Below are 16,039 nucleotides of genomic sequence, written 5' to 3' on the forward strand. Positions count from 1 at the left end.
CCTACTTGACCAGCGTGACCCGCCGGTTCTCGCTGAACAGCACCGCGCCGCCCTTCTCCACGTGTACCTGCAGCAGGTAGACGCCGGAGGCCAGGCCCGTGCCGTCGATGTGTGTCTCGAAAGTTGACCCGCTCAATCCCTGCAGATTGGCCACCCGGGCGACCAGGGCCCCGCGCAGGTCATAGAGTCCGGCGACCAGGGTTGCGCCCGCGGCGACCTGGGGCAGCTGGATCGAGACCGTGGTCGACGGATTGAAGGGATTGGGGTAGACATCCAGGGCAAAGGCGATGGGCTGCCCGTCCTCCGGTTCCACGGCCACCGCGTCGCCATTCCAGGCGAGGTGGACGTTACGCAGCAGCAGGCCCGCATCGGTGATGCTGCCGTCGGTGCGGGTCCGGAAGCCCACCCGGATCAGCTGGCCGGCCCACGGTCCCAGATCCACCGTGACGTGACGCCAGTCGGTGGCACGGCCGGTGAATGCCATGACACGCACAGGGTCGCCGCCATCGGGATGGATTTCCACGAAGGATGAGTCACGCGCGCCCTCGAGAGCGTACCAGGCATCGAACTCGAACACGCCGGCGGTCTGGGTGCGGCTCACGGGGGCCATCAACTCGAACTGCTGGGTACTGAGCAGCAGGCAGTCCATGTCGTCGGGGCTGAACTCATCGGCGCTGTCCTTGAACGTGGGATACTCATCGAGCATGACCGGCACCCAGCCACAGCCGGTGCCTTCCTGGCTGAAGTCTTCGATCTGGCTGAGCCAGGCGTCGATCTGGGCTCCCTGGGACCCCGTGGGGAAGAGCACGGGGGACAGACTCATGTCGGAGTCCAGACTGAACTCACTGACGTTGCTCACGTGATACACGTTGCGCGCCACCATGCGCCAGTTGCCCTCGGGCAGTTCCAGGCTCCAGTCGCTCTGGTTGTGGAAGGTCAGGGTGGTGTCGTTGTCCAGGTCCTGCAGTTCCAGCACGTCCAGCAGCAGGGACTGCCCGCTGGAGGATTCGAAACTCAGGTCAAGAGTGTGCCGGGGCAAGGGAGTCATTGACAGATTGACCGAGGTCGGGGCCGTGGGAGCGATGTTGATGGTCTGGGTGACGGGCTGGTAGCCGTGCTTGCGCACGTTGAGCGTATAACTGGCCGGCTGCAGCAGACGGTAGTAGGCACCCCAGGTCGGATCGGTGCGATAGAAGGGCACCTGGTCGGGATGCATCACTTCCTCGATGCGCACACGGCTTTCAAGGGGAGTGTTGCTTCCCGCCTCGCGCGTGTGCAGTCGCAGTCCGGGGGCATCCTGCTGGTAGCCGATGATCCGGCGACACAACCAGTAGAGCCCGTCCAGGTTCTCGTCCACGATGAAGTCAATGGTCTCCTGGTTCTGGGGCTGCATGCCGGCATCTTCCTGCAGGCCCACCTCGATCAGCATGCCCACCGCACCGTACTCGCGATAGATCCAGTTGTGATGGTTGCCCTTGCGCCCGCTCCCCGCCACGTTGCGGTAGAACTCGAACTCCTGGCCGGCGATCTGGTCGGCCATGCCGCGCGTGAGATTGTCCATCATGGTGTAATCGCGGGGCGGGCAGCGTTTCACGCCCTCTTCCCATTCCCAGGGATGGATCACGATCTCGTGGTTCGTGGAGGTTCGCGCGCTGTGGTACGAGACGGCGGCCACGAAGCGTTCGCGTTCGGCCTGCAGGGCCACCGCTTCGCACTCCGGCTCCGAAAGCGGCCAGGGCCCCCGATAGTAATCGTACTGTTCCACGTCGCTGTTCTGGGCCCAGAGCGGGTCGCCGTGTTCGAACCAGGCGGGATAGTTGCGGTTCAGGTCCACTCCGCAACTGTCGTTGCCCACGCCCGAAATGATGGTGCAGTCTCCGTCGGGGCTGAACCAGTGCAGGTTCTTGCGATAGGTGACATCCTGCTCGCTCATCACCACGTCCAGTCCATCGGGATTGTTGGTGGGCACCACGTGGATTTCCAGAGCCTGCAGCAGCGGAGCGTAGTTGGGATGCCCCAGATCGCCCCAGTGCGCCAGCTCGCGAATGAAGGCCATGGAAATGTTGATGCCAAGGATCTCTTCCGCATGGCACTGTCCGTTGACCCAGAGCGCAGGTTTGTCCAGTTCCTGGCTCACGTTCTGGCTGAGCTTGACCGACCAGATCGGCGAGTTGGTTTCCCAGGTGTATCCGATGGAGTCCACGCGCATCACATTGGGATGTGCCGCTGCCAGCGAGTCCAGCTCATGGCGGATCTCGTCGTTGGTGTAGTAGTAGTCGTCCAGGGTGGCAAGGGCAGTCGAAGCGAAAGCCAGCACCAACAGGACGGACATTGAGCGCAACCGCATGGGAATCCTCCAGAGAAACGCGGAAATCGGGGGATGGGGAGACGGCATCCGGCGTGCGCCGACGCAGTCCATTGTCAAAGGCAAAGACCGTGCCCGTCCCGGCAACCGTGACGGACCGGTCAACTGCTTGTTCTGGCTGAACTTGATCTGCTGAAAAACCGTTGGGTCCGGTCGATTCCGTTCCGTGGGGTTCCAGGCTGTCAAGAATTCGATGCAGGCGTAAACTCGACCGTCCGTACGGCCTCCCCGCAAGGGCCGGAGCGGCAGAGGCTCAGTCCAGCAGATGGGCGCCGCGAATCACCACCGGCTCGACGGGCACGTCCTGATGGAAGCCTTTGTTTCCGGTGGCGACGCCGGCGATTTCATCGACCACATCCATGCCTTCGGTCACCCGGGCGAAGACCGCATAGCCGTACTGGCTGGGCGCCGTGGACTTGTGGTCCAGGAAGTCGTTGTCCCGGTGATTGATGAAGAACTGGCTGGTGGCACTGTGGATGTCGCTGGTGCGGGCCATCGCCAGGGTGCCGCGCTGGTTCTTGAGACCGTTGGCCGCCTCGTTGGCGATAGGCTCGTGGTTCTTCTTCTCCTTCATGTCCGCGGTCATGCCGCCGCCCTGGATCATGAAGTCACGGATCACACGATGGAAGACGGTGTCCTTGTAGAAGCCTTCTTCCACGTAGCGCAGGAAGTTGGCCGAGGTGGCCGGAGCCTTTTCCAGGTCCAGCTGGATGGTGATGTCGCCGGCGGAAGTTTCCAGCCGGACCGTACGAGTGGTGGCGCTCACGGGCTCTCCAGAGTTCAGGGTGCGGGTTTGACGGACAGGATCATCACGGGCGAGAGCGGCACGTCCTTCATGGGGTAGCCGCCTTCGGCGGGAACGGAACCGGTCTTGACCGCCCGGATTCTGTCCACCACGTCCATGCCGGCTTCCACCTTGCCGAAGACCGCGTAACCGAAGGAGCGGGTGTCCGTGGAATCGCGGAAGTTGAGGAAGTCGTTGTCCACCACGTTGATGAAGAACTGGCTGGTGGCGCTGTTGATGTCATTGGTGCGGGCCATGGCAATGGTCCCACGAGTATTGCCCAGCCCGTTGGGCGCTTCGTTGGCGATGGGTGAGCGCGTCGTCTTCTGTTTCATGTCCGCGGTGAAACCGCCTCCCTGGATCATGAAGTTGGACATCACCCGGTGGAACAGGGTGCTGTCGTAGAAACCATCATTGGCGTAGCGGGCGAAGTTCTCGGTGCTCAAGGGAGCCTTGCCACGATCGAGCTGAACCGTGATGTCTCCCATGGTGGTCTTGATCACGAAGCGGTCGTCTGGAGTCTTGGACTCGAGGGTGCCCCAGGTGAACAGCCCCAGCAGGGTCACGCCCGCCAGCAGTGTGCCCAGCCGTGCGGTCCGGAAGAAGGGAATTGACATGGTTGTCTCCTTGGAAATGAAACCGTGCGCGGTCGACGGCGAAAACCGGTCGATGGCGACGCGCAACTTAGGAATTCGCCTGTTTTGAGGCAGGAAGCCGGTCTGCACCCGGTCGCAGCCATTCTCCCGGTTCGCTCTGGGCGGCCACCCGCAGCTCGGGCTGAACCAGGCCCCGTTCGCGCAGCAGGGAACGGACCGTTTCCAGGGCCAGCGCGGGCGTATTGTTGGTATCGCTCAGGTGCCCCAGAATCACGTGTTTCAGGCGCGGCCCCAGCACCTCGCAGAGCAGTTCGGCTGCCTGACGGTTGGAAAGATGCCCACGCGGCCCCCGTACCCGCTGCTTGAGCTGCCAGGGGTAGGGCCCCGCCAGCAGCCGCTCCAGATCATGATTGCTTTCAAGCACCAGCAGGTCCAGCCCGTGCAGGTGCTGACTCACCCCCGGATCGGCCACTCCCAGATCGGTGGCGATGGCCAGACGGGTCTGCCCGGCTTCCACCCTGAACATCAGCGGTTCCCGGCAATCATGGGAGACGGCAAAGGGCAGGATGTCAAGCCCCAGCACCTGAAACGGCTGTCCCGCCCGGATCGTGTGCAGCCGCCCATGCCCGGTCAGGTGCCTGGCACACGCGCTCTGGGTTCCGGCGCTGGTGAACACGGGCAAGCCCAGTTTGCGGCAGAGCACGCCCAGCCCGCTGCTGTGATCGCTGTGGGCGTGACTCAGCAGCACGCCAGCCAGATCGGTGGCCGGCACACCCACCATGCTCAGCCGGCGCAGCAGTTCGCGCGCGCTCAGACCCGCATCCACGAGCAGGCATCCCTGGTGCGTGCGCAAGACCAGGCTGTTGCCCTTGCTGCCACTGGCCAGGACACAGATTTCCAGCTCGCTGCGATCCAGATCCAGCCGCGTCTGCAGGGGAATGGGGGCACGGTTCACCGGGGCCCCCCTGCCGGATCGCTCTTCAGACGCTGGCGAGTACGCTGCTGTTCGAAACGCACATTCAACTTGTGCAGGCGATTGCTCTCGTCTTCCACCAGATCGGCGAATCCGTAGACCAGCACGCCCGCACCCGGGTCTCCTTCGAGCCGCAGAAAATGCAGCAGGCGCTCGTTCAGGGCAAGGCTGTCGACCACATCCACCACGTCCAGGGAAATCCTGGCGTCACGATGTGCAAGCAGCTCGTGCCCCGGGGGCAGGTCCAGCTTGAGCTTGATGCCGCCCGCGCTGATGTTGTGACACAGGCCGCGCACCCAGTACTCACGTACCAGCCCTTCGCCACGCAATTCGCGCAGCGCCCGGTTGTCCAGTGGCAGGCGCAGCACAGTGTCCAGAGCGCGTTCCACCCTGTACCAGCGTCGGCGCTGGTGGCGCCGGGGCTCGCTGCGCACGCTGAAGCGCAGGCGCCAGCTCTCGCCGCCGGGGCTGGCCGCGCCCAGCAGTCCTTCGAAGGTATACATCGCATCCGCGCGGCAGACCATGGCGCGCAAGGTGCGCCCTTCCAGTGCGGCCAGTGTGTCTTCATCGACGGCATGTCCGCCCACCGCCAGCACCAGCGCAGGGCCTTCCACGGTGCGCACGGTGCATTCCAGCGGCTGCTGGGCGCCGTCATCACCGGGCAGCAGGCGCACGCCCATGCCGATCTTGAAGACCAGACTCATTCGGCCGGCTTCCGCGCCAGGAGATTGCTCCAGACCTGCGCTCGCTGGCGCACGGCCTGAGGTGAGGCATCTCCGTCTTCGCCATAGAGCACGGCCCGCGAGACATTGACCAGGGCACTGCCGGTGCCTTCGTTGAGAATCCGGCAGACTGCCGCCGCGTCTCCGCCCTGGGCACCCACCCCGGGAACCAGCAGGTCCAGACGGGGCCAGAGTCGACGGATCTCCAGCAATTGCTCCTCCCGCGTGGCCCCCGCCACCACGCCCAGACGGCCGGCGGCCCAGCCGTGGTTCCAGCCATCGACGGCCTCCAGCACATGGTGATACAGGGGCCGACCTTCGCACTCAAGAGACTGGAATCGCAGGGCGCCGGGATTGGAGGTCAGTGCCAGCACATAGGCGAACACGGGCAGGCCCGAGGGTCTGGGGACTTCCAGAAAGGGCTGCAGGCTGTCTTCGCCCATGTAGGGTGCCAGTGTCACGGCGTCGCAATCGAGGGTGCCGAAGATCAGGCGCGCGTACTGGCGCGAGGTGTTGCCAATGTCGGCGCGCTTGGCATCGGCGATCACGGGGACCCGACCGGCAATGGCACTCACCGTGCCCGCCAGGGTATGCAGCCCGTCGAGCCCGAGGGCTTCGTAGAAGGCAAGATTGGGCTTGTAGGCGGCCACCAGATCCACGGTGGCTTCCACCAGTTCGCGGTTCCAGGCCAGCACGGGATCGCTGTGCTGGCCGTACCCACGGGGCAGGAGTTCGGGCGAAGGATCCAGCCCCAGGCAGAAGTGGGTCTGGCTTGATTTCAGGCGTTGCTGGATGGTCATCGGTCCCCCTGCTGGCTGCCGCGGAAAGTAGGGAAAGCCCAGCAACGGGGCCAATCGAGAGCCCGCGACGCTACCCGGGGAACGGGCCGCACTCAGTTGCGGTGATCGTCCCGGGCTGAAGCGCCTCCGGCCGGATCGCCGGGCAATTCGCGCGATTCCCTGGCGCGCGCGCGCAGTTCACGGAAGAAGCTGCGCAACAGTTCGGCGCATTCCCCTTCCAGGACACCCGGCAGGCAGCTCACCTGATGGTTGAGACGAGTGTCGGCGATGATGTCATTCACACTGCCGCACCCCCCGGCCTTGGGGTCGGGAGCACCATAGACCAGCAACGGCACCCGGGCCAGCACCAGAGCCCCGGCACACATGGCGCACGGTTCGAGGGTGGCATAGAGCACGCAGTCTTCGAGGCGCCAGCTGCCCAGGGCATTGGCGGCCGCGCCGATCGCCAGGATCTCGGCATGGGCGGTGGGGTCCTGCAGGTGCTCGACCCCATTGTGTCCACGGCCGATCACGTGGCCGCGATGCACGACCACCGCACCGACGGGCACTTCCTGCCTGGATTCGGCCTTGCGGGCTTCCCGGATCGCCATCCGCATGAAGATTTCGTGTTCGATCACTTGCCGCCATCCCGCGAGGGGACGACGCTCGCCGCGGGCTGACGTTCGTCAAAGTCCAGTTCGACCCGGTAGATCCAGCCATGGCCCAGACTGTCGGAGTCCACCTCGAGGAAGCCGGTGCTGCCTTCGCCCTGCACGACGACAAAACGCTGAAGTCCAGGCAGCAGGTGGCTTGTGGCCAGCAGGTCCGGATTCTCATAGAGCACGGGCGAGAGCAGGTCCAGGCTGTCCCCGGAGACCGGAATGCCATTGCCGCCCAGTTTGCCCAGCTTGCGCTGGGGAGTGCTGCGCGTGGAAGCGGGCGAGTCCTTGCGCACCAGTCCCAGCTCGGTGCGATAGATGTACGCCGTGCTGCCGTCATCCAGACTGACCCGGTAGAAGCGTCCGTCGAAGTCCTCCACCGTCACGCTCTGGCTGGCGTGCATGTAGTGCGAGGTGGAAGAGAAATCTGCTTTCTCGTAGGACAGGCAGGGCAGGATCTCCAGTTGCTGCCCCTTCTCCAGTGCCTTGTCGGCCCCGAAGGGTACGTAGGGAGCATCGGCGGCGCCGAGCAGGCCGGCGAGCAGCAGGGAGATCAACAGGGTTCTCATGGGTCACTCCGGTTTCGGGAATCGGCGCACTCGGGCACGCCATGGTTCAGGGCATGCCGCCAAGGGCCCAGCCAATGTACCACGACACCAGTCGCTCTCCAATGAACAGGCCCAGCAGGGACCCAAGTGCAAGCCAGGGTCCGAAGGGAATCTCGCGGCTGCCCTTCAGCTTCTGCACAGGGATCGCCAGCACCAGCCCGGCCACACAGGCCAGGAAGATCGCCAGCAGGGTTCGTTCCCAGCCCAGATACAGGCCCACCGCGCCCATCAGCTTCACATCGCCCAGGCCCAGGCCTTCCTGCTTGAGCAGCAGCAGCGACAACTGGCGCACGGCCAGCAGACTGAACAGACCGGCGGCGGCACCCAGCAGCGCGGCCCCCGGTCCCAGAATGTCAGGGCTGCCGGGCCAGAACGCCGCGATCAGCCCCGTGGATCCCACGCCGCAGATCGCCAGAGCAAGAACCAGGGGATTGGGCAGGCGATAGGTCTCCCAGTCGATGACCGAAAGCACCACCAGCAGCAGCACGAAAGGCATGTAGTGGAACATGGCCGCTTCCAGGGGCCAGCGCAGCGCCAGCAGCAGGAACAGGCCTCCCACGGTGGCTTCCACCAATGGATAGCGCCAGGCGATGGGTCCCCGGCAGCCGGCACAGCGCCCGCGCAGCAGAAGCCATGACAGCAGCGGAATGTTCTCCCAGGGGCGGATCCGATGGGCACACTGCGGACAGGAAGACGGCGGGTGCCACAGCGACTCCCCGCGCGGCACCCGGTGGATCAGCACATTGCCGAAACTGCCCAGCGCCAGTCCCAGCAACACGGCCAGGATCTGCGGTGTGTATACGATCAGTTCCACTTCCTTGCCCTCGACACTGATTCCGCCGCGGTCCGTCGGGAATTCCCGTGAGGAAATCGTTCCATGCACAGCGTCCCGCCAGAGGCGGGACGCTGATGTCGTACATGTCAGTAAACGCTGCGGCATGCCGGGGCCGCCGCCGGGTGCGTCAGTAACCCAGGCTCTGCACCGCCTGACCGAAGTCGAAGATGGGCAGATAGATCACGATCACGATCGCGCCGATGATCAGACCCACGGCCACGATGATGATCGGCTCGATCAGGCTGGTGAGACGCTCGATCATGGAATCCACCTGCTTCTGGTAGAACTCCGAGGCCTTGGCCAGCAGACCGTCCAACTCGCCGGACTCCTCACCGGTCTGGGTCAGCTGCAGCATGATCGGGGGAAACACACCCGTGCGGGTCATTGCCACGGATAGACTGTAACCATCCTTGAGCATGTCCTGGATGTCTTCCACGGCGCCCGCCATGATCCGGTTCTCCATGACCGCCTTCACCAGCTTGAGCGCTTCGGTCACCGTGACACCTGAAGCGAAGAGGATGCCCAGGGTCTTGGCGTACTTGTTGAGCAGGTTCAGATAGATCAGGTTGCCGAACACGGGAATCTTGAGTTTCATCTGGTCCCAGATCAGCTCGCCACGGTCGGTCAGGGTCAGGACCCAGAGGAAGAACAGCGCCGAAAAAGTCCCCAGCATCACGATGATGAAGTTGTTGGCCACGATGTTGGACATGGCCACCAGCGCCAGGGTCGGTGCGGGCAGCGAGGCGCCCAGGCTGGCGTAGATGTCGCTGAACTGGGGAATGATCTTCCAGAGCAGGATCAGCAGCGCCAGGCCCAGAATCACCATCATGATCACGGGGTAATAAAGCGCACCCTTCACCTTCTGGCGCGTGTCTTCCACGTTCTCGAGATAGTCGGCCAGGTCCTTGAGCACCGTGTGCAGCGAACCGGACACCTCACCCGCCTTCACCAGCGCCACATAGAGGCTGTCGAAGTGATACGGGTAGTGGCTCATCGCGTCGGAAAGCTGGACACCGCGCTTGATCTCGCTGTTGACCGCTTCCAGTGTGCGACGGAATTTCTTGTTGGTTTCGGAGATGGCCAGGTTGCCAATGGACTTTTCGAGAGTCAGACCGGCCGAGAACATGGTCGAAAGCTGCCGGGTGAAGAACACCAGACTGCGCAGGGGAATGTGCTGTTTGACCCGCTCGAAGGCCAGGTTGATCTTGTCCAGCACGGTGACCTGTGTGCTCTCGCCCACCTTGCGCTCCTTGAGGGAGACCAAGGTTCCCTGGCTGCGCAGGGATTCGATGGCGGCTTCCATGGTGGCAGCACGCATCTCGGCTTCGATACGTTCACCGGCCGCATTGCGAATGACATAATTGAAGGTCGGCATGTGGGTATCCCGTTCCGCTCGCTAGGTTTAGAAGTCCTCGACCGTGGCACGCTTGACTTCGGACAACGTGGTCGTGCCATCAAGCACACGTTCGATGCCCGCATTGCGCAGAGGCACCATGCCATTGACGATGGCCTGTTCACGGATCAGCTGCTGGTTCATGTTGTCGTAGATCATCTTGCGGATGTCCTGGCGGATTTCCAGGATTTCGAAGATTCCCGTACGACCGCGGAACCCGCTGTTCCGGCACACGGGACAGCCCTTGCCGAAATAGATGTCCTTGCCCGTGTACTTCTCGGGATCCTCGTGGAGGCTGATCCAGTCTTCGGGTGTCGAGGGACGCGAGGTCTTGCAGTTCTTGCAGATCGTGCGCACCAGACGCTGAGCCATCACCAGGTTCAGGCAGCTTCCCACCAGGAAGGGGGGAATGCCAAGGTCGATGTAACGCGTGATGGTGGTCGGCGCGTCGTTGGCGTGCAGCGTACTGAACACAAGGTGACCGGTCAGCGCGAACTTGATCGCCATGTCGGCCGTCTCGTGGTCACGAATTTCACCAAGCAGCAGGGTATCGGGGTCCTGGCGCAGAATGCTTCGCAGGGCCGCAGCGAAGGTCAGGCCGATGCGTTCGCGCACCTGCACCTGGTTGATGCCGCTGATCTGGTACTCCACCGGGTCTTCCACGGTGGTGATGTTGTCGGACACCGACTTGATCTCGGTCAGCGCCGCATACAGCGTGGTGGACTTGCCGGAGCCGGTGGGGCCCGAGATGATCACCATGCCGTAGGGCTGTTCGATCCAGTGGCGGAAGATGCCCAGCTCATAGTCCCGGAAGCCCAGATTGCGCAGATCCAGCATGAACCCAGTCTTGTCCAGCAGACGCATCACCACCTTCTCGCCGTGTACGGTGGGCAGAATGCTCACGCGCACGTCCACTTCGCGGTCGGCGGTCTTGATGGTGAAACGACCGTCCTGGGTCAGGCGGCGCTCGGCGATGTTGAGCTTCGAGATGATCTTGATGCGGCTGACCACGGCCGGGTGGTTCTGGTTGGGAATGCGCATGGTTTCCACCAGCATTCCGTCCACGCGGTAGCGGACACGCGTTTCCTTCTCCTCCGGCTCGACGTGCACGTCGGTGGCACGTTCCTTGATCGCCTCGGAGAGCATCAGGTTCACCAGCTTGACGATGGGGCTGTCGGAGACGGTGGCATCCACTTCCAGGCCCTGATCGCGGTTGTCCGCATCGGGGTCGGCCATGAATTCCATTTCGCCGATGGCATCGGAGACTTCGCTGGACTTGCGGATGCGTACATACATCCGCTCGATGGCCTCGGCGATCGCGCGCTCACCACCCATGCGGGTGACGAGGGTACGGCCCTGGAGGCTCTTCTTGAGGTTGTCCAGCACCACGATGTCTTCGGGATCGACCATCGCCACCAGCACCGTGTTCTCGTCCATGGTGATGGGGATCAGGCGGTTGGCCTTGGCGAAGTCTTCGGAGACCAGACGACAGGCCTTTTCATCCGCCACGAGGATCTGGTCGGATTTCAGGAAGTCAGTGCCAGCCTGATCGGCCAGAGCTTCGGTCAGCTGATCTTCGGTCACCAGATTCAGACTGATCAGGATTTCCCCGATCTTTTTTTCCATGTAGTTCTGAGAAAGAGCCTGCTGCAGCTTTACCTGGTCCAGATAGCCTTTTCGGATCAGAATCTCGCCGAGTTTCTCAAACATGCGGTCCTCTATTGCGGGAGAGTGGGACGATTCCGTTACATGCGGGGGAACACGAAAGCGTCAAAAAAGGCCCCGCCCGCCAGAGCGGGCGGGGCCGTTCTCACAGAGCCTAGTTTTCGGCCTGCTGGCAGGGTCGCAGCAGCAACACGCTGATGTCATTGGACTGCGGGTTGGCTCCCGGCATGCGCACGGCACCGAAGTTGAGAGTCTGGTTGCCGTAGCTCCAGCAGTTCTCGTTGGCGTCGGTATCGGGGCACTGGGCACCCAGGTTCGGCAACAGGACCGAACTGACCTGCAGCAGGGTCTGGGCCACACCGTTGGAATTGGTGATCACTTCGATCACCGAGCCCACGGGCTGACCGGAGTCGATGTCGAAGTACAGGCCCGGCTGATCGGCCCAGAAACGCACCACCTGGTCGGCGATGGGAGTTCCGTAACCGTCGATCAGGGTGCCCTGCACCAGCAGCACCTCACTCTGGACGTTGTTGCAGTTGCGCATCGGGAACACGACCTGGGCGGCGGAGGCCACCACGGTCAGGTTGTCGTCGCGCTCGCCGGGCTGGAAGGGCAGCTGGAAAATGCCGGGCGGATCGGGATAGATCACGTCCACATATCCGGTGACCCAGGTGGTATCGCCCGTGACTTCGTCGATCTGGGGCACGGAACCGCCGGAGCGGGCCCGCACATGGGTCAGCGTGTCACCGATGGACAGACCGTGGTAGAGCATGTAGTTCTCGGCCACGCCGTGGATGTCCAGCTCGCCATCGGCATTGAAGCCGGTACGACCAAAGCCTTCGAAGGAACAGACGTTGGGCGGGAAGGGCGAGAACAGCACCGCTGTGGAGTCTTCCACATCGTTGCCGAAGCGGTCGAACAGGTGCACGGACCAGGTCACGCGCCACATGCCGCCACCGATCTGCTCACCCACGCCGTCGAAACCGATCTCGCCGAAGGTCGGCGGGCCGGCGACCACGGTCACCAGGGACTCAAGCGTGCAGAGCTGCTCCAGGCCACCCGGATCGATGCAGGCATCGAGCGTGATGGGGCCGGGGCGATCACCCGCGTTGAGGGTGACCTGGGCGATACCATTGGAGGTGGTCACGACCAGGGGCTGGGCGAAGTAGTACCGGGTGTCATCGCCGGGGCGATTCATGTACACATTGTCGGGAGCCTGCGCCACAGTGAAGGACACGTTGTAGGGCAGGTTGACCAGGCTGCCGCCGGCATCCACGACGCGGGCGGTCACCAGCGCGTCGCTGGAGCTGCCGTTGCCCTGGATCTGGATCCGCTGCTCACTGGTGTTCAGCGTGATGTTGGCCGGAGTACCGGAAAGAATGGTCAGCGTGGTGGGGCTGGACCAGAGGGTCTCGGGCGGGCTGACATTCGGCTTGGCGTAAAAGGCCACCACCTGGCTCAGGCCATTGGTTCCGTTCATCGCGAACTGGGCCTGGGCCACACCGGCGAAGTTTGTGATCGCCGAATTGTTGATCGCGCCCACACCATTGGTGCGGAAGCCGATGTTCAGTCCGGCACCCAGAGCCTGATTCTGGGAATTGAACACCTGGGCGAACACGGCCGTCGTGGTCTGGTTCGCATCGGGCAGAGTGTCGTTGCCGGTGGTCACCACGATGCGTGAGGGCACACCCAGCGGCAGGGTCAGCGTGAAGGGGGCCGCACCCGAGACCAGGGTTGTCCCAAGCGAATTGCGATAGGAGTACGCCAGATTCAGGGTCTGACCGGCATGGCTTTCGTCGCAGTCGTGCCAGTTGACCGTGGCCACACCACTTTCGTTGGTCACGGCGGAGCCGCCGATCTGGCCATGGCTGGCCGAGAAACGCACGATCTGATTCACGATGGGGTCATCGTTGTCCGTGTACTTCATGGTCACGCGAATCGGCAGCTGGTTGTCATCCAGGCACTCGCTGTCGATTTCCAGCGGGAACCCGGTGGAGGGCGAGGTCAGCGAGAGGCCGATGGTGCGCGGAGTGTTCACGAAGAAGCTCTCGCTGAAGCTGTCGGCATTCAGGCCCTGGCTGGTGAGGCTGAAGGTGTTGTTGCCGGAGTCGGTGCCACAACTGCGCCACCAGAAGCTGATCGTGCCATCCTCCGAGGTCACCACCGAGGTGGCCGACACGGTGCCGATCTCGGTGTCCAGCGAGAAGAGCTGGTTCACCATCAGGCTGTCGTTGCGGTCGGTGAAACGATACACGAACACCGTGGAATCCGCGCAGAGCAGGTCACTGCGGAAGGTGGTGTTCAGCGGCGGCGAGACGCGGGTCATCTTGGTGCCGAAGCGGTTCAACAGGCGCAGCTCGTTGGTGAACGAGGTGCTGGTGTTCTTGATCGTGGCAATCAGGTTGATCCGCACCGTGTCCGCGGGCTGGGCCGTGGAATTGGCATAGTACACACCGCTGATCATGCCCGAGTTGTCGGTGGTGAAGTCGCCGCCCGTGATGTTGCCCGGGTTGGCTCCGTTCAGCGCACTGACGCGGAAGGACATGGTCACGCCCGACACGGGCTGGCGTTCGAAACCGCCATCGCCGGTGGGAGTGTCACGGTAGGCCTGGACCACGATCGGCAAGGTCTCGCCGTTGGCCCGGGTACGGTTGAGGTATGCACCTTCGGCCGGGGAGACGAAGTCCAGCAGGATTTCGCTCTGCTCCACCAGACTCAGGGCGCGCGATCCGGTGCGGCTCTGGCTGGTGGCCGTGAAGTTGACGGTCAGGCTGCCGGAGATCTGGTCGTCGGGCAGCAGGCGAAACACATACTTCGCCACACCATCCGCGTTGGAGGTGTTGGCCGTGTAGCCGGAGTTGCTGTCCCCGATGGGGGTCAGCGACCCGAAGGACGTGCTCAGGTTGAGGCTGACGGCGGCACCGGACACGGAGGCATTGCCCGCTCCCAGCACGCGCACGGTCACCGTGTCGACCACCGTGTTCAGGGTGTTCTGGCTGTAATAGATCGCCGAGTTGGACAGGGATACAACGACCCGATCCACCGGAATGACGCCCGTGCCGTTGTCGATGCCGGACGTGTTCACGGTGCGGGAATCGCAGCCGTAGAACAGCACCGGCAAGGCCAGGGCAAGGAACAGTCCCTTTGACAATTTCATGGCGTACTCTCCCTTTTCTGCCGTTATTTGTCGTTGTCTCTGATCAGGTCTTCCAGACGCAGCTCTTCCTCAATGGCCTGGATCGCGGGCGGCACCTCCATGGTGTAATTGCCCTCGGGGTACAGGATGTGGGGAGTGACCTGGATGATCAGATCTGTCTTGCTGATACGTTCCTCGTTGCTTCGGAAAAAGCCGCCCACGAAGGGAAGCTGGGAGAGCAATGGCACACGGTTGACCACCTTCAGGGTCTGCGTGTCCAGCAGACCGGCGATGATGATGGACTCACCGTCCTTCACACGAACCGTGGTGCGCGTGGTGCGCTGCTTGATCTGCGGGATGTCCTTGTTGGGTCCCAACCAGTCCACGATCGAGCTGACTTCCGGCTCGACGATCGTGGTGATCCAACCATCAGGATTGATCGAAGGCAGCACGTTCAGTACGATGCCCACTTCTTCCTGCTTGACGGTGATCTGCTGGGTGTTGCCGCCGGCGGTGAAGACATAGCTGATCTTGTCCACCACGCGCAGCTCGGCGGGGCGGTGGTTGAGGGTCGAGACCTTGCTGGACGCCAGGATGCTGGCCTTGTTGTTGCGCAGCATGTAATTCAGCGTGATGTCGAAGGCGTTGAACTGGCGGCTGAAGTGGCCCAGATTGTCCATGGACAGGGGCTGGAACTTGCCGTTGCGCGGCAGCTTGCCCAGGGGGACCTGCTCATCGTTCATCCAGGTCCAGGGACCGCCGGCGTTGTTCTTCCAGCCCTGGTCGGAACCGGGGGTACCCCAGTCTTCGGGGGTCATCCAGTCCTGACGCGACTTGCCGTTTTCAGCCAGGATCGTGGTCAGGGAATTCAGCCGGGCCCAGTCGATGCCCATCAGTTCCTGGTCGTCGATCTGGACTTCGATCAGCTTGGCCTCCAGCACGACCTGCGGCACAGGCTGATCCACCGAGGCAATCACGTTGCGCACTTCCTCGATGACCTTGGTGGAGGTCCGCAGCACCACGCTGTTGCTGCTGGTGTCCACCTGGACGCTCTTGCTCATGTCCTTGAGCATCGTCTGCACTTCGGAGGCGTTGGCGTACTTCAGATTGATCACATAGGAGTTGAGGCTGACTTCCTGCTCCAGCTTCTCGGTCGTGGTGACCAGAAAGCTGTTGCCCACCTTTTCATAACCCAGACCGGCCGCCCGCACCACCATGTCGATGGCTTCGGAAATCGGCGTGTCCTTGAGGTGAATCGTGATCTGGTCGAACTTGGCCTTGTTTTCCGGGTCGTCGGACAGCTCGGGTCCGGTGACGATGTTGAAGCCAGACTGCTCGGCAAGGATGGAGAGAACATCCGCCAGGTTGGCATCCTGGGCATCGATGGTCACGGGAGTATCCAGACTGGGGGTCCGGGCTGCGCTGGCTTCCTGGGAGGGTGCGATGATCCCGATCATCAGCGCCGCCAGTAGGCAGGAAGCGAAACGGGCAGATTTCATGTGTTGCAGACTCCTGTTGCGGGAT

The 16,039-nt window shown here is 62.9% G+C and carries 13 protein-coding genes; all 13 read right to left on the reverse strand.

Translation table 11 applies throughout. The annotated features are described in order from the left end of the window. Window position 1: 1 nt before the first annotated feature. Window positions 2-2,347 (reverse strand): T9SS type A sorting domain-containing protein, encoded by a 2,346-nt coding sequence (locus H6678_01395; protein ID MCB9472442.1) that lies wholly within the window; start codon window positions 2,345-2,347, stop codon window positions 2-4. A gap of 271 nt (window positions 2,348-2,618) precedes the next feature. Then, window positions 2,619-3,131, reverse strand: coding sequence for a peptidyl-prolyl cis-trans isomerase (locus H6678_01400; protein ID MCB9472443.1), 513 nt, complete (start codon window positions 3,129-3,131; stop codon window positions 2,619-2,621). 14 nt (window positions 3,132-3,145) lie between these two features. After that, window positions 3,146-3,766, reverse strand: coding sequence for a peptidylprolyl isomerase (locus tag H6678_01405; GenBank protein ID MCB9472444.1), 621 nt, complete (start codon window positions 3,764-3,766; stop codon window positions 3,146-3,148). Window positions 3,767-3,833: 67 nt separating this feature from the next. Further along, window positions 3,834-4,700, reverse strand: coding sequence for an MBL fold metallo-hydrolase (locus H6678_01410; GenBank protein ID MCB9472445.1), 867 nt, complete (start codon window positions 4,698-4,700; stop codon window positions 3,834-3,836). Beyond that, window positions 4,697-5,422, reverse strand: a complete 726-nt coding sequence (locus H6678_01415; protein MCB9472446.1) for a hypothetical protein — start codon at window positions 5,420-5,422, stop codon at window positions 4,697-4,699. The genes H6678_01410 and H6678_01415 overlap by 4 nt, the downstream gene beginning before the upstream one ends. Further along, a complete protein-coding gene (gene pyrF, locus H6678_01420; GenBank protein MCB9472447.1) occupies window positions 5,419-6,240 on the reverse strand; it encodes an orotidine-5'-phosphate decarboxylase in 822 nt (273 codons plus the stop codon). Before pyrF ends, H6678_01415 begins: the two co-directional genes overlap by 4 nt. Window positions 6,241-6,332: 92 nt before the next feature. Further along, a complete protein-coding gene (locus H6678_01425) occupies window positions 6,333-6,836 on the reverse strand; it encodes a nucleoside deaminase (GenBank protein MCB9472448.1) in 504 nt (167 codons plus the stop codon). Between the two features lie 17 nt (window positions 6,837-6,853). Continuing rightward, a complete protein-coding gene (locus H6678_01430; GenBank protein MCB9472449.1) occupies window positions 6,854-7,447 on the reverse strand; it encodes a hypothetical protein in 594 nt (197 codons plus the stop codon). 46 nt (window positions 7,448-7,493) lie between these two features. Beyond that, window positions 7,494-8,300 carry a prepilin peptidase gene (locus H6678_01435; GenBank protein MCB9472450.1) on the reverse strand — a complete coding sequence of 269 codons (807 nt, stop codon included), beginning with the start codon at window positions 8,298-8,300 and terminating at the stop codon, window positions 7,494-7,496. A gap of 148 nt (window positions 8,301-8,448) precedes the next feature. Further along, a complete protein-coding gene (locus H6678_01440; GenBank protein ID MCB9472451.1) occupies window positions 8,449-9,696 on the reverse strand; it encodes a type II secretion system F family protein in 1,248 nt (415 codons plus the stop codon). Between the two features lie 27 nt (window positions 9,697-9,723). Continuing rightward, window positions 9,724-11,424: a Flp pilus assembly complex ATPase component TadA gene (tadA, locus tag H6678_01445; protein ID MCB9472452.1), complete on the reverse strand. Its 1,701-nt coding sequence runs from the start codon at window positions 11,422-11,424 to the stop codon at window positions 9,724-9,726. A gap of 109 nt (window positions 11,425-11,533) precedes the next feature. After that, on the reverse strand, window positions 11,534-14,536 hold the full coding sequence (locus H6678_01450; GenBank protein MCB9472453.1) for a hypothetical protein: 3,003 nt from the start codon (window positions 14,534-14,536) through the stop codon (window positions 11,534-11,536). Window positions 14,537-14,559: 23 nt separating this feature from the next. Next, window positions 14,560-16,014 carry a hypothetical protein gene (locus H6678_01455; GenBank protein ID MCB9472454.1) on the reverse strand — a complete coding sequence of 485 codons (1,455 nt, stop codon included), beginning with the start codon at window positions 16,012-16,014 and terminating at the stop codon, window positions 14,560-14,562. Between the last annotated feature and the right edge of the window lie 25 nt (window positions 16,015-16,039).

Source organism: Candidatus Delongbacteria bacterium (genome assembly GCA_020634015.1).
Classification (GTDB): Bacteria; CAIWAD01; CAIWAD01; order CAIWAD01; family CAIWAD01; genus JACKCN01.

What these genes read in the sequence shown, in the direction of transcription:
- H6678_01395 (MCB9472442.1), bottom strand. Translation starts at nt 2,347, where the DNA reads ATGCGGTTGCGCTCAATGTCCGTCCTGTTGGTGCTGGCTTTCGCTTCG.
- H6678_01405 (MCB9472444.1), bottom strand. Translation starts at nt 3,766, where the DNA reads ATGTCAATTCCCTTCTTCCGGACCGCACGGCTGGGCACACTGCTGGCG.
- H6678_01415 (MCB9472446.1), bottom strand. Translation starts at nt 5,422, where the DNA reads ATGAGTCTGGTCTTCAAGATCGGCATGGGCGTGCGCCTGCTGCCCGGT.
- pyrF (MCB9472447.1), bottom strand. Translation starts at nt 6,240, where the DNA reads ATGACCATCCAGCAACGCCTGAAATCAAGCCAGACCCACTTCTGCCTG.
- H6678_01425 (MCB9472448.1), bottom strand. Translation starts at nt 6,836, where the DNA reads ATGCGGATGGCGATCCGGGAAGCCCGCAAGGCCGAATCCAGGCAGGAA.
- H6678_01430 (MCB9472449.1), bottom strand. Translation starts at nt 7,447, where the DNA reads ATGAGAACCCTGTTGATCTCCCTGCTGCTCGCCGGCCTGCTCGGCGCC.
- H6678_01440 (MCB9472451.1), bottom strand. Translation starts at nt 9,696, where the DNA reads ATGCCGACCTTCAATTATGTCATTCGCAATGCGGCCGGTGAACGTATC.
- tadA (MCB9472452.1), bottom strand. Translation starts at nt 11,424, where the DNA reads ATGTTTGAGAAACTCGGCGAGATTCTGATCCGAAAAGGCTATCTGGAC.
- H6678_01450 (MCB9472453.1), bottom strand. Translation starts at nt 14,536, where the DNA reads ATGAAATTGTCAAAGGGACTGTTCCTTGCCCTGGCCTTGCCGGTGCTG.
- H6678_01455 (MCB9472454.1), bottom strand. Translation starts at nt 16,014, where the DNA reads ATGAAATCTGCCCGTTTCGCTTCCTGCCTACTGGCGGCGCTGATGATC.